This window comes from Rhizobium sp. USDA 3886 (genome assembly GCF_056279785.1).
In genome coordinates, this window is record NZ_JBWCDC010000001.1 from 3,251,696 (window position 1) to 3,264,898 (window position 13,203).

Sequence of the window (13,203 nt, forward strand, 5' to 3'; positions counted from 1 at the left end):
ATGTGCATATTATTCAAGTAGCATGAGTCGTCACCGCTAGATTTCGTAGGTATGTGCGGCGTTGATCGTCGAAATGAAGCGCTTGGTGCGCTCGCGCTCGGGCGCGGTGAAGATCGCCCTTGCCGTACCGGTTTCTACGACGTTTCCTGCCTCCAGGAACACGACGTTGTGGGCGATCTTCGAGGCGAGCCGCAGATCATGCGTTGCGATGACCATGGTCGTGCCTTCGCTGGCCAGCGTTGCGAGAACATCGACGACTTCCGCCGAAAGTTCGGGATCGAGCGCCGAGGTCGGCTCGTCGCAGAGCAAGACGCGTGGCGAGGGGGCCAATGCACGGGCGATCGCCACACGCTGCTGCTGGCCGCCGGAAAGCGTCGAAGGCCACGCATCGGCCTTATGCGCCATTCCTACCTTGGTCAGCAGTTCCATGGCGCGGGCATGGGCCCTTTCCTTCGGCCACTTCAGAACCGTCACCAGACCTTCCATGACGTTTTCGATCGCGGTTTGATGCGGGAAGAGCTGGAAATTCTGGAAGACCATCCCCGTCTGGCGGCGAATCTTCTGGATCGCTGGCCAGCCCGTCTTCCTGCCGGGTACAAAATCCAGCTTCTCTTTGCCGATCCTGATGGATCCCGTAGTCGGGATCTCAAGCAGGTTGATGCAACGGAGAAGCGTACTCTTGCCGCCGCCGGAGGGACCTACGAGGGCTGTGACGCTGCCTTCGGGAATGCGGACGCTGATATCACTGAGGATGACGGCATCGCCGAAACGTTTCTCGATGTTGGAAAGCTCGATCATGCATTTGTCTCCAGAGTGCCGCCGTAGCGCGCGAAGCGGCGCTCGAGGCGCACCTGCAGCGCTGAGAGAACAGAGCTCAGCACGAGGTAGATCAGCGCCGCCTCGATATAAAGGATCAGCGGCTCATAGGTTGTCGCAACGACGCGCTGTGCGGCCTGGAAGAGTTCGGGCACGGTGATTGCTGCTGCTAGCGAGGTATCTTTCACCAATGAAATGAAGGTGTTCGAGAGCGGCGGCACGGCAACGCGGCCGGCCTGCGGCAGAATCGTGCGGCTCATTGCCTGCCGCCAAGTCATGCCGATCGAATAGGCAGCTTCCCATTGTCCCTTCGAAACGGAGGAGATGACCGCCCGGATGATTTCAGAACTGTAAGCACCGATATTCAGCGTGAAGCCGATCAGAGCCGCCGGAAAGGCGTCAAGCAGAATGCCGATGCTCGGGAGGCCGTAGAAAATGACGAAGAGCTGCACGAGCAGCGGCGTGCCACGGATCACCCAGACGTAGAACCGCGCGATGGAAGCAACCGGAGCCGGGCCAAAGAGGCGAGCCACTGCAGTCATCAGCCCGAGCACCAGGCCGAAGACGAAGGAGAGCAGGGTCAGCGGTATGGTGAAGATCAGTCCGGCCCACAAAAGCGTGGGGAGTGATTCCGCCATCAGTTGAAACCAGTGCGGCACGGGTGTGTTCCTTGATAAAAGGGCGTCCAGCGGGATTTCGCTGGACGCTCTTCAGCAGATATAGAGGATGTGCCGGCGGCAGGAAACCGCTCCTCTGGAGCGATTACTTCGAGACGTCTTGGCCAAAATATTTATCGGCGATCTTCTTATAAGTGCCGTCGGTCTTGATGTCTGCCAGTGCCTTGTTGATCGCCTCGAGCAGTTCCGGCTCTCCCTTGCGGATGATGATGCCGGAGTGGTCGGCGTTTTCCTGCTCGGCTGCAATCTTCACATTTGCGTCCGGCTTGTGCTTTTTGAAATCCAGAAAAGAGAGGCTGTCGTTGATCGTCGCATCGGCACGGCCGGTCAGCACGAGCTGGATAGACTGGTCGAAACCTTCGGTGCCGACGAGTTCTGCGCCGGATTGCTCGGCGAGCTTGCCGAAGTTGCTCGTCAACGACTGGGCAGATTTCTTGCCCTTCAGGTCCGCAAAGCTCTTGATGCTGTCGTCGTCTGCGCGGGCGATGAGCACGGCCTTGGATGCGATATAGGGCTCGGAGAAGTCGTACTTCTGTTTGCGGGCTTCGGTGATGCCGACCTGGTTGATGACGGTATCGTAGCGCTTGGCATCGAGGCCGGCGATCAGGCCGTCCCACTTGCCTTCAACGAACTCAGCCTTGACGCCGAGCTTGGCGGCAATCGCTTCGCCGATCTCGACGTCGAAGCCCACGAGCTTGTTGCTTTCATCATGATAGGTGAAAGGCGCGTAGGTGCCTTCCGTGCCGATCTTGAAAACGCCTGCCGACTTGATGGCGTTGAGATTTTCGCCGGCCTGGGCGGCGACGAAAGCAGCGGCTGAGATAAGGGCTGCTGCGGCGATGGTCTTGAGGAGTTTCATGTTTTGCAGGTCCAATGTGGGAGGAATTCAATGAGAGATAGATCGCAGAAAATAGGGCGTCGCGAAGCGTAGAAAACTGCAAAGAAATTGGGCAACTGCGAATATTTTTCTCATTTGTCTGGCTTTTGACGCGACCTGTTTCAGGGCGTCAGAAAACGTGTGTCTGATGCCTATTGTGTGCACGTTGATATACGTTTATGCACGTTCTTAAAATTTAATGCCAACTTGTGAGCTAAACAGGCATGAACACGACAGAGATGCTGTTGAAGGAGCGGCAGAACATCATATCGGGCAAGCTTCGAGCAAACGGCCGCGTGCTTGCGGCTGAACTCGCTCTGGAATTCAGGGTCTCAGAAGACACGATCCGCCGGGATCTGCGCGAGATGGCGGCTGCTGGGCTTTGCGAGCGGGTCTATGGTGGTGCGCTGCCGATTTCGCCTGCGGGCGGCAGCCTCAAGCAGCGAATGGATATTGCCCTTGATCGCAAAGAACTGCTGGCGCAGGCCGCCGTCTCGCAGATTGCGCCCGGGTCGACGGTATTCTTCGATGCCGGAAGCACCAATCTTGCGATTGCCAATGCACTTCCATCAGACATGAGACTGACGGCTGCAACGAATGCTCCGGCGATCGCCGCGGCGCTGATGGACAACGGCAGTGTCGACGTCATCGTGATCGGCGGTATGGTCGACCGGCAGGTGGGCGGCGCGCTCGGCGCCAAGGCGATGCGGGATATGGAGCAGCTCTCGCCCGATCTTTGCATTCTCGGCGCCTGCGGCATCGATGTGGAAGCAGGTGTCACGACCTTCGGTTTCGAGGATGCGGAGTTCAAGCGGTTTGCGACATCAAGGAGCCGGAAGGTTCTGGTTGCGGTGACTTCGGAAAAATTTGGGACAGCGGCGCCGCACAGCGTTTTGCCGGTTGCGCATTGCGAATGCCTTGTGGTCGAGCACGATGCCGATGAGGCACTGCTTGCAGCCTATCGCGAGCGGGGTTGCCGGACTGTCAAGGCCGGAAGGCTCGATGAATTGAGATGAGGAGCCGACTCGTAGCGTAGGCGGCAGGAGGAAGACGGTAATAAAATGGATAATTCGACGAATATAGCGTACGGAGTTCGGCGCGGCTTCCTGCCAAAGAGCAGGGTGGCGGTGTCGCTGCTGTTCCTGATGAACGGCTTTGTCGTGGGTTGCTGGGCGCCGAAGATTCCGGATTTTGCGGAGCGGCTGGAACTGACAAAATTCCAGCTTGGGCTGATGATCCTGGTGTTCGGCGTTGGATCTTTGACACTGATGCCGATTGCCGGCGCGCAGATCGCCAAGCACGGGTCGCGCGTGGTGTCGCGGGCAACTGCGATCTGCGTGCTGCCAATTCTTCTGGCTCTGACGCTGGCACCGAATGTGGTTACCGGCGCAATCGCGCTGTTCCTGTTTGGCGGATTCATTGGCGCGATGGACGTCGCGATGAACGCCAACGCAGTCGCCGTCGAGAAATCGATGCGGCGGGCGATCATGTCGTCCTGCCATGCCTTCTGGAGCCTCGGCGGGTTGATCGGTGCGGGCCTCGGCGGCTTCGTTATCGCCAAGCTCGGCGTCCTCGGTCATGCCGAACTTGCCACAGTGTTCGCGTCGATTTTCCTGGTGATCGCCTGGCCGATGATCCTTGCCGATCCGCCGCATCCGGACGAGAAGAAAGAGAAGGCACGTCTGCCGATGACGCCTCTGCCATGGCTGCTCGGGTTGATGGCGCTCTTTTCGATGGTTCCGGAAGGTGCGGTCCTGGACTGGGGTGCGCTCTATCTCCGCCAGGAAATGAATGCATCCGTGGCTCTTTCCGGTTTTGGTTTCGCGGCCTTTTCGCTGACCATGGCAATCATGCGTTTCGCCGGCGATCTGGTGCGCGACAGGCTCGGCGGCGTCAGGACGCTGCGAATCTGCACTCTCTTTGCCATCGCCGGCATGCTGATCGCAGCCCTGGCGCCGAATGCCGAACTCGCCATCGTTGGCTTCGCGTTCTGCGGCATCGGTATTTCGAACATGGTGCCGATCGCCTTTTCCGCCGCAGGCAATATCCCTGACCTGAAGGCCGGGATCAGCCTTTCGGTCGTCACGACCCTGGGCTATTCCGGCATGCTGGTCGCGCCTTCTGCAATCGGCTTCGCTGCCGAGCATGTCGGCTTTAGCGCCGTTTTCATGGCACTGCCGGTGTTGCTGCTTGTGGTGCTGATCTTTTCGAAGCTTGCACGCTACGCAGACGGCATCTCCGGCGGCAGCCACTAGGGCTGCCAAGCGAAAGTGATGCTTTGGGCGTTGACAAGAAAGCGGGTATGATCCACCTGAAAGGCACAAATTCAAGGGTTCAAGAGCTCTATCCATGTCTTTAGCTACCGATTTTGATCCGAAACCGCGCCGTGCTTCCGTCGCGGTCGACGTGGGCGGTGTCGTCGTCGGCGGCGGTGCACCGGTCGTCGTACAGTCGATGACGAATACGGATACGGCGGATATCGATTCGACGGTCGCGCAGGTTGCAGCCCTCTTCAAAGCAGGCTCCGAGCTCGTGCGAATCACCGTCGATCGCGACGAGAGCGCTGCTGCCGTTCCGAAGATTCGCGAGCGATTGCTGCGCCTTGGCATGGATGTGCCGCTTGTCGGCGATTTCCACTATATCGGCCACAAGCTGCTCGCCGATCATCCGGCCTGTGCCGAAGCGCTGGCGAAATACCGGATCAATCCCGGCAATGTCGGCTTCAAGGACAAGAAGGACAAGCAGTTCGCCGAAATCATCGAGACGGCGGTCCGCTATGACAAGCCCGTGCGTATCGGCGTCAACTGGGGTTCGCTCGACCAGGATCTGCTGACGGCGCTGATGGATAAGAACGCCGAGGCGGGCTCGCCGCTTTCAGCACGTCAGGTGACGCGGGAGGCGATCGTGCAATCGGCGCTCATCTCGGCCAACCTTGCCGAAGAGATCGGCCTGCCGCGCAACCGCATCATCCTGTCGGCCAAAGTCAGCCAGGTCCAGGATCTAATCGCTGTCTATTCCATGCTTGCCGACCGCTCCAACCACGCGCTGCATCTGGGACTCACCGAAGCGGGAATGGGCACTAAGGGCATCGTCGCTTCGTCGGCGGCCATGGCTTACGTTCTGCAGCACGGCATCGGCGATACGATCCGCGTTTCGCTGACGCCTGAGCCGAATGGCGATCGTACACGCGAAGTGCAGGTAGCACAGGAACTGCTGCAGGTCATGGGCTTCCGGCAGTTCGTGCCGGTGGTCGCCGCCTGTCCGGGTTGCGGCCGCACGACATCGACGGTTTTCCAGGAACTGGCGCAGAATATCCAGAACGACATCCGAAAGAACATGCCGGTCTGGCGTGAGAAATATCCTGGTGTAGAAGCGCTCAACGTCGCAGTCATGGGCTGCATCGTCAACGGTCCGGGCGAAAGCAAGCATGCCGATATCGGCATTTCGCTGCCTGGCACCGGCGAGACGCCGGCCGCTCCCGTTTTCATCGACGGCAAGAAGGCGCTGACGTTGCGTGGGCCGAACATTGCTTCGGATTTCGAGACGCTTGTTGCCGATTACATCGAGAAGCGTTTCGGCCAGAAGACTGCCGCTGAATAGGCTCAGCCGCTGACGCCAAGAGACGCCGGTTTGTGTCAGTTCTTGCGGTCGGCAACAAAATGCGCGGTGGCGGCGAGCGTCGCAGCGGCATCGCCGTAAGGCGCCAGAAGCTGTGTGGCATCCTCGACGTGCCGCCGAAGCTCAGCTTCCGCCCATTCGATACCACGGAGAGCGACGAGCGTTCCTTTGCCGCGGCTTATGTCCTTGCCGGTTGCCTTACCCATGGTGGTGGCGTCGGATGTAACATCCAGAAGATCGTCGGCGAGCTGGAAGGCAAGGCCGATCTTTTCGCCGAACGCGCGCAGGCGTTTGCGATCATCACTCGAAGCGCCGGCGATGAGCGCACCCGCTTCGCAAGCAAAGCGGATTAACGCTCCCGTCTTCATAGACTGCAATATAACGATATCACATTCATCCGGCGTATTTTCTTCCGCGGCGAGGTCGAGTGCCTGGCCGCCAGCCATTCCGCCCAGACCAGCGCTGCGCGCAAGCGCAAGGATCAGCGCCACCTTGCTTTGCTCGGGAAGTTTCGTCTCGTCGGCAGCGATAATGTCGAAGGCATAGGTCAGAAGGCTGTCGCCTGCCAGGATCGCGGTCGCCTCGTCGAAGGCGATGTGCACCGTCGGTTTGCCGCGGCGCAGATCGTCGTCGTCCATCGCAGGAAGATCGTCATGGACGAGCGAATAGCAGTGAATGCATTCAAGTGCCGCACCCACTCTCAAGGCCGCCCCTTTATCTCCGCCTAAGAGCAGCGCGCTCTCCACGACGAGAAACGGGCGAAGCCGCTTGCCGCCGTTCAACACGGCATAGTGCATTGCCGTCCTCAGGCTTTCAGGCCGGGCTATTTCATCCTCTCGCATGCCTTCGGAAAGCAGCGCGTCCAGCAACGTCTCGATCTCTCGGGCGTTGGTCTTCAAACGTGCTTCGAAGGCTGCGGGGCTCGCGTTCATGCGCGCTCTTTGGCACGAGCGGCGGCGCAGTAGCAACGGAATTGTCGATGGTCACGGCAAGATTTCGTCTGTGCTCTGGCCTTCCGAACCGGCAAACGGTATGAGAACGCAGGGAACAGGTATTGGGCTTATATATTGGACATAGCGCCGGAGAGAGAGGACAGCATTGCGATGCCGGCTCATCGCCGTTTATTCGCTTGGCTGCGAAGCCAGCCGATGATGATGCGCATCGTCCTTGCAATCGCCGGACTTCTGATCCTGCCTTATGTGCTGATCTTTATTTATCTCATTCCCTTTATTCATCCCGTCTCGACACTGATGCTGCGCGATCTCCTGCTTCTGCGTGGCTATGACCGGCAATGGGTGTCCCTGGACGACATCTCGCCGGTTCTTGTCCGGTCCGTGATGGTGTCCGAGGATGGCCAATACTGTTTCCACGGTGGTGTCGACTGGGGGGAAATGCGCATGCTGGTCCTAGACACGCTCGACGGTGAATCGACCCGCGGCGGCAGCACCATACCCATGCAGACTGCCAAGAACCTGTTTCTTTGGAACGGCCGTTCCTTTGTGCGCAAGGCGCTCGAGCTGCCGCTGGCGGTTGCCTCTGACCTCGTCTGGACAAAGCGCCGGTTGATGGAGATCTATCTCAACATCGCCGAATGGGGCCCGGGTATCTATGGCATCGAGGCGGCAGCACGCTATCATTTCAAGGTACCGGCTTCCAAGCTCTCGCGACGCCAAGCAGCGCTTTTGGCCGTTTCTCTTCCGAACCCGATCGACCGGAACGCCGGAAAGCCCCGCCGCGGCCTTCGCACGCTTGCCTCGGTCATCGAGCGCCGGGCTCAAGGTTCCGGCGATTACATCAGATGCCTTTATGATTGAGGCATGAATTACTCATTGGTCGCTTTAGCCGGGCGCCGCTAAATTCGGCCTCGAAATCAATTTGCGGATGCTTCATGGATAGCCTTACCCTCTATATCGGAAACAAGAACTACTCCTCATGGTCGTTCCGGCCATGGATTGCGATGGAAGCAACGGGCATTCCGTTCGAAGAAATTCTGATCCCCTTTGATTTTCCCGCAGGCAATCCGCGCATCAGGGAGGTCTCTCCCACGGGCAGGGTGCCGGTTCTATTCCATGGCAGCCTGCGGGTATGGGAATCGCTCTCGATCATCGACTACGTCTCCGAGCTCTATCCCGAGGCGGGGCTTTGGCCCAAGGATCGCGCACAGCGCGCGGTGGCGCGTTCGGTCTCGATGGAGATGCTTTCGGGCTTCCGGGCGCTCAGAGGCGCTTGTCCGATGAATATCCGGCGTGCTCGCGGCAAGATCGCACTTGCGGACGGCGTGATGGCTGACGTCCTGCGGATCGAAACCATTTTCCGCGACTTGCGCGGCCGCTCGGGCGGGCCGTTTCTCTTTGGCGGATTTTCGGCAGCCGACGCAATGTTTGCGCCGGTTGTCAGCCGCTTCGATGCCTATGACCTTGTGACTGCCAGCGATACGTTGAGTTATATGTCGGCGATGAAGGCGCATCCTGCCTGGCAGAAATGGGAAACTGCGGCCCGGGCCGAACCCTGGATTGTGCCGGAAGACGAGGTCTGATCTTCAATCCGCGAGAATCACAAAAAATCCGTTTTGGGACTGGTCAACCACCTTCAGGGCATGTATAAGCGCGCAAAATTTCCGAAATCGCGACACGTCCGTTTCGGCCGCCAGCTTGGCCGGGGAATGTGTTGCCTGTGAATTGGAGTATGTAAAATGGCTGTACCGAAGAGAAAAACAAGCCCGTCCAAGCGCGGTATGCGCCGTTCTGCAGACGCACTGAAGGCCGCGACCTACGTGGAAGACAAGAACTCCGGCGAACTGCGCCGCCCGCACCATATCGATCTGAAGACCGGTATGTATCGCGGCCGCCAGGTTCTGACGCCGAAGGAAAGCGCATAAGTTTCCAAATTCTGGCATGGCCAGGATTGAAAGGCCGGCTTTAAGCGCCGGCCTTTTCGGTTTTGAGAACTATTATATTTCTGATGCCTTGAAGTGGCGCTGTGATTTGCTGCAGTATTCCCGTCGAGTAGGGGGACATGCTGAAATGATCGCTGTAATGCCGCTGATGGTAATTCCGTATATTCTTTACAATATGACGATTGCCGGTTTGATGGGCGGCGGAGGCATTCCCGCGCTCCAGCATGACATCATCGTGCTTTCGATGATCTCCGGGGCGATCTGGAGCATGGCACTTGGCGATCTCTTCATCGTCGTGGCGCTGGTCATTCTGTTCGTCGAGATATTGAAGGCCACCAGCAATGGATCTGGCAGCCTGGTCAACCACATGCTGTCAATGCTGGTCTTCATCGCCTTCCTGGTCGAATTCCTTCTCGTCCAGGATGCAGCAACACAGGTCTTCTTCATCTTGATGACGATTGCACTGATCGACGTGATCGGCGGATTTGCCGTCTCGATCCGCAGTGCCGGGCGCGATGTTTCGATTGGGCTTTGAGCCTTAGAGATTGTCGAGCTTGTTCTGCAGGGCGCGCAGCTGCTCCTTCAACTCATCGATATCCTTCGCCTCCGCCTTCTTCGTTTCCTTGGCGGGAGGGGTCATGAAAGGAGAGAACATCTGCATGGCCTGCTGAAACATCTCGGTGTTGCGCCGGACCTGGTCTTCGACCATCTGCATCGGGAGCTGCAGGTTCTTGCTGAGCGGCGATTCACCGAAGGCGCGGGTCACTTGTTCGCGCATCTGCGACTGCTGTTCGGTAAAGGCACGCATGGAATGTTCGAGGAAAGTTGGAACGACCATTTGCATCTGATCGCCGTAATAGGTGATGAGTTGGCGCAGGAAGGAAATCGGCAGCAGCGTGTTCCCGGTCTTTGATTCCTGCTCGAAAATGATCTGGGTCAATACGGAGTGCGTAATGTCATCACCGCTCTTTGCGTCCTGTACCGTAAAATCCTCACCCTTCTTCACCATCTCTGCCAGATCTTCCAGCGTCACATAGGTGCTGGTGCCTGTATTATAGAGGCGGCGGTTGGCGTATTTCTTGATAACTATTTGGCCCTCATTCTTCGCCATATCAGTTCTCCTGAACCCCGTCTGATTGTTATGGATATTCCTCCACCACAGACTGTAGACGCAAAAGAAGCCTGGTGACAATCTCTTTGTGCGATGCGGCAACCCCTTTGATAAAAGGGATAATTCGTATCTTCGTAAGCGGCGGCAAAAATTGCCGCAATCGTCTTGCCGTTTGACTTAGGGCTGAACCTTTGCCAGTTTCAGCTTATATATGCTGAAGGAAACGAGGAGGCCTTTATGAGCAATTCGTCCATCGTCATCGCCAGCGCGGCCCGCACAGCGGTCGGCTCTTTCAATGGTGCATTCGCAACCGTCCCAGCGCATGAGCTTGGGTCTGCCGCCCTCAAAGCTGCGCTCGAACGCGCAGGCGTCGAGGCGGCGGAAGTCGACGAGGTGATCCTCGGCCAGGTGCTGCAAGCAGGAGAAGGGCAGAACCCTGCTCGGCAGGCGGCCATGAAGGCGGGGGTTCCAAAGGAGGCCACGGCCTGGGGCGTCAACCAGCTTTGTGGCTCAGGCCTTCGCGCCGTAGCGCTAGGTATGCAACAGATCGCGCTTGGGGACGCGAAGATCATCGTCGCCGGCGGCCAGGAATCCATGTCGATGGCTCCGCATGCCGCGCATCTGCGTGGCGGTACGAAGATGGGCGACATGAAGATGGTCGACACCATGATCAAGGACGGCCTGATGGACGCTTTTTACGGCTATCACATGGGCATCACGGCCGAGAACGTCGCCCGCCAGTGGCAACTTTCCCGCGACGATCAGGATCAGTTCGCGGTTTCCTCTCAGAACAAGGCGGAAGCAGCCCAGAAGGAAGGCCGCTTCAAGGATGAGATCGTTCCCTTCGTCATCCAGACACGCAAGGGCGATGTGACGGTGGATGCCGACGAGTATATCCGCCACGGCGCAACGCTCGATGCGATGGGGAAGCTTCGTCCGGCTTTCGACAAAGAGGGCACCGTGACGGCTGGCAACGCATCGGGTCTCAATGACGGCGCCGCAGCCGCAGTACTGATGACGGAAGCAGAGGCCGTAAGGCGCGGAATCCAGCCGCTGGCACGCATCGTTTCGTGGGCAACGGCTGGCGTCGATCCTCAGGTCATGGGAACCGGACCGATCCCCGCGTCGCGCAAAGCGCTCGAGAAAGCCGGCTGGTCTGTTGGTGATCTCGACCTGATCGAGGCGAACGAGGCCTTTGCGGCCCAAGCCTGCGCCGTGAACAAGGACCTTGGCTGGGATCCGGCCATCGTCAATGTTAACGGCGGAGCAATCGCGATCGGCCATCCGATCGGCGCATCCGGGGCACGTGTTCTCAACACGCTGCTTTTCGAAATGAAGCGGCGTAGCGCAAAGAAAGGACTTGCCACGCTTTGCATCGGCGGAGGCATGGGCGTCGCCATGTGCTTCGAAGCATTATAATAGCATGCGATTGATGATTCAAAACGCCTGATCAAAGGCGAAATAGCCTCGAGGGGAGCGAAACATGAGCAGAGTGGCTTTGGTCACCGGTGGCACGCGCGGTATCGGTGCAGCGATTTCGATGGCGCTCAGGAATGCGGGTTATAAGGTCGCCGCCAACTACGCCGGCAACGACGAGAAGGCGAGGGCCTTTCATGACGTGACCGGCATTCCGGTCTTCAAGTGGGACGTGTCCGATTATGTCGCTTGCGGCGAGGGTGTCGCGAAGGTGGAAGCGGAACTTGGCGGTGTCGAGGTGCTGGTCAACAATGCCGGTATCACCCGCGACGCAATGTTTCACAAGATGACGGCGCAGCAGTGGCATGAGGTGATCAATACGAACCTCACGGGCCTCTTCAACATGACGCACCATGTCTGGGGCGGAATGCGCGATCGGAGCTTCGGACGCATCGTCAACATCTCTTCCATCAACGGCCAGAAGGGCCAGATGGGGCAGGTGAATTACTCGGCTGCCAAGGCGGGGGATCTCGGCTTTACGAAGGCCCTCGCCCAGGAAGGGGCTGCGAAGAACATCACCGTGAACGCTGTCTGCCCCGGTTATATCGCCACGGAAATGGTTCTCGCCGTTCCCGAGAAAGTGCTCAACGAGAAGATCATTCCCCAGATTCCGGTCGGACGCCTTGGTGAGCCGGAGGAGGTCGCGCGCTGCGTTGCCTTCCTCGTCTCCGACGATGCCGGCTTTATCACGGGCTCGACACTTTCGGCAAACGGTGGGCAATTCGTCGTCTAAGCTTACTTGCCACGCGGATGCTTGGTCTTTGCCTTGACGGGCACTCTTTGCAACCGTCTGTCTGCACCGCGAAGCGCGGCGATAGCTGTCGTGAGAAATGCTGCCGCAACAAGGATAGCGACAGCGGAATTTAAGACAATCGGGGTCATAAGGCATTCCTTTCATACCCGGCATACTGTTGCCGTGTTCATGAGGGGAATATGAGCCCGTTTTCCGCAACGCAGTAGAGTTGGATTTCGGGACCGATCGTCAACATACCGTTGACGATGCGCATAAACAAAAACGGACGCCGAAGCGCCCGTTTTTCATACAAAAACGGCGATGTTTAGTAACGGCGTGGGCAGCGTGCTTCGTAGCGGCGGCCGTAGCGATCGCGATAGACGCAGTAGCCGCGGCGCTCTACCGACTGGCCGATCAGGGCGCCAGCGAGACCGCCAGCAACGGCGCCGATTGCAGCGCCACCCCAGCTGTCGGAGACAGCGCCGCCAATGATTGCGCCGGTACCGGCGCCAATTGCCGTTCCCTTTTCCGTCGGCGTGCAGGAGGCAAGCGTGCCTACGAAGGCGGCAACAATTGCAATTTTTTTCATCATGAACTTCACTCCCTATTTTACCAAGCCGCTATATCCGGCCCATTAGGACAAGAATAATAATGATGATGAGGACTAGCCCTAAACCGCCGGAAGGTCCATAGCCCCAACCACGGCTATATCCCCAATTCGGTAGGGCACCAATCAAAAGCAAAATAAGGATAATGAGAAGTATCGTTCCGAGCATGTTCCGGTTCCTTCAACTCATCGTGAGTCCGATTGGACAATAAACACGCATCCGCGATTTTTGTTCCCGGCTAAACTCCGCACTGTGCGAAGGGCGCTGGTTTCTGCTTGAACCGGGCGATCAAGAGACCAAAAAATTCTTAATGGGCGTCGATCAGAAGTGCCGCGCGGCCAGAATCTCGCAATCGATCTATGGTTAAAATTGTATTCATGTACAACATGTT

Annotated in this window: 16 protein-coding genes; 9 read left to right on the forward strand and 7 right to left on the reverse strand. The window is 58.1% G+C overall.

Annotated elements, in window-relative coordinates; genetic code table 11:
• Window positions 1–36 precede the first annotated feature (36 nt).
• From ACZ9BX_RS16485 to ACZ9BX_RS16495, 3 genes are all read right to left on the reverse strand, one after another.
• A complete protein-coding gene (locus ACZ9BX_RS16485) occupies window positions 37–798 on the reverse strand; it encodes an amino acid ABC transporter ATP-binding protein (protein WP_476218947.1) in 762 nt (253 codons plus the stop codon).
• Window positions 795–1,475: an amino acid ABC transporter permease gene (locus tag ACZ9BX_RS16490; protein WP_476218948.1), complete on the reverse strand. Its 681-nt coding sequence runs from the start codon at window positions 1,473–1,475 to the stop codon at window positions 795–797. The genes ACZ9BX_RS16485 and ACZ9BX_RS16490 overlap by 4 nt, the downstream gene beginning before the upstream one ends.
• Window positions 1,476–1,578: 103 nt before the next feature.
• Window positions 1,579–2,352, reverse strand: a complete 774-nt coding sequence (locus ACZ9BX_RS16495; protein ID WP_476218950.1) for an amino acid ABC transporter substrate-binding protein — start codon at window positions 2,350–2,352, stop codon at window positions 1,579–1,581.
• Window positions 2,353–2,594: 242 nt separating this feature from the next.
• Between ACZ9BX_RS16495 and ACZ9BX_RS16500 the strand changes: the two genes are divergently transcribed.
• The 3 genes from ACZ9BX_RS16500 (at window position 2,595) to ispG (ending at window position 5,970) form a co-directional block, all read left to right on the forward strand.
• Window positions 2,595–3,386: a DeoR/GlpR family DNA-binding transcription regulator gene (locus ACZ9BX_RS16500; protein WP_476218951.1), complete on the forward strand. Its 792-nt coding sequence runs from the start codon at window positions 2,595–2,597 to the stop codon at window positions 3,384–3,386.
• A gap of 45 nt (window positions 3,387–3,431) precedes the next feature.
• On the forward strand, window positions 3,432–4,625 hold the full coding sequence (locus tag ACZ9BX_RS16505) for an MFS transporter (RefSeq protein WP_476218953.1): 1,194 nt from the start codon (window positions 3,432–3,434) through the stop codon (window positions 4,623–4,625).
• 94 nt (window positions 4,626–4,719) lie between these two features.
• Complete coding sequence (gene ispG, locus ACZ9BX_RS16510) at window positions 4,720–5,970, forward strand: flavodoxin-dependent (E)-4-hydroxy-3-methylbut-2-enyl-diphosphate synthase (RefSeq protein WP_132562228.1); 1,251 nt, start codon at window positions 4,720–4,722, stop codon at window positions 5,968–5,970.
• Between the two features lie 35 nt (window positions 5,971–6,005).
• Here ispG and ACZ9BX_RS16515 read toward each other — a convergent pair whose 3' ends face one another.
• Window positions 6,006–6,920, reverse strand: a complete 915-nt coding sequence (locus tag ACZ9BX_RS16515) for a polyprenyl synthetase family protein (protein ID WP_476218955.1) — start codon at window positions 6,918–6,920, stop codon at window positions 6,006–6,008.
• A 135-nt stretch (window positions 6,921–7,055) separates the two neighbouring features.
• On the opposite strand from ACZ9BX_RS16515, the gene mtgA reads away from it, so the two are divergent.
• The 4 genes from mtgA (at window position 7,056) to ACZ9BX_RS16535 (ending at window position 9,419) form a co-directional block, all read left to right on the forward strand.
• Complete coding sequence (mtgA, locus tag ACZ9BX_RS16520) at window positions 7,056–7,802, forward strand: monofunctional biosynthetic peptidoglycan transglycosylase (protein ID WP_476218957.1); 747 nt, start codon at window positions 7,056–7,058, stop codon at window positions 7,800–7,802.
• A gap of 74 nt (window positions 7,803–7,876) precedes the next feature.
• Window positions 7,877–8,524 (forward strand): glutathione S-transferase family protein, encoded by a 648-nt coding sequence (locus tag ACZ9BX_RS16525; protein WP_132562234.1) that lies wholly within the window; start codon window positions 7,877–7,879, stop codon window positions 8,522–8,524.
• Window positions 8,525–8,680: 156 nt separating this feature from the next.
• Window positions 8,681–8,866, forward strand: a complete 186-nt coding sequence (gene rpmF, locus ACZ9BX_RS16530) for a 50S ribosomal protein L32 (RefSeq protein ID WP_016556742.1) — start codon at window positions 8,681–8,683, stop codon at window positions 8,864–8,866.
• Window positions 8,867–9,011: 145 nt separating this feature from the next.
• On the forward strand, window positions 9,012–9,419 hold the full coding sequence (locus ACZ9BX_RS16535; protein WP_476218961.1) for a hypothetical protein: 408 nt from the start codon (window positions 9,012–9,014) through the stop codon (window positions 9,417–9,419).
• Window positions 9,420–9,422: 3 nt separating this feature from the next.
• Here the strand turns inward: ACZ9BX_RS16535 and phaR are convergent, their stop codons facing one another.
• Window positions 9,423–9,995, reverse strand: coding sequence for a polyhydroxyalkanoate synthesis repressor PhaR (phaR, locus tag ACZ9BX_RS16540; protein ID WP_132562238.1), 573 nt, complete (start codon window positions 9,993–9,995; stop codon window positions 9,423–9,425).
• A 237-nt stretch (window positions 9,996–10,232) separates the two neighbouring features.
• Between phaR and ACZ9BX_RS16545 the strand changes: the two genes are divergently transcribed.
• Window positions 10,233–11,414 carry an acetyl-CoA C-acetyltransferase gene (locus ACZ9BX_RS16545; RefSeq protein WP_476218962.1) on the forward strand — a complete coding sequence of 394 codons (1,182 nt, stop codon included), beginning with the start codon at window positions 10,233–10,235 and terminating at the stop codon, window positions 11,412–11,414.
• Window positions 11,415–11,478: 64 nt separating this feature from the next.
• Window positions 11,479–12,204, forward strand: coding sequence for an acetoacetyl-CoA reductase (gene phbB, locus ACZ9BX_RS16550; protein ID WP_476218963.1), 726 nt, complete (start codon window positions 11,479–11,481; stop codon window positions 12,202–12,204).
• A gap of 325 nt (window positions 12,205–12,529) precedes the next feature.
• On the opposite strand, the gene ACZ9BX_RS16555 is transcribed toward phbB, so the two are convergent.
• Both ACZ9BX_RS16555 and ACZ9BX_RS16560 read right to left on the reverse strand, forming a co-directional pair.
• Window positions 12,530–12,796, reverse strand: a complete 267-nt coding sequence (locus ACZ9BX_RS16555) for a YMGG-like glycine zipper-containing protein (RefSeq protein ID WP_476218965.1) — start codon at window positions 12,794–12,796, stop codon at window positions 12,530–12,532.
• Between the two features lie 28 nt (window positions 12,797–12,824).
• Window positions 12,825–12,980, reverse strand: coding sequence for a DUF3309 family protein (locus ACZ9BX_RS16560; protein ID WP_022717477.1), 156 nt, complete (start codon window positions 12,978–12,980; stop codon window positions 12,825–12,827).
• Between the last annotated feature and the right edge of the window lie 223 nt (window positions 12,981–13,203).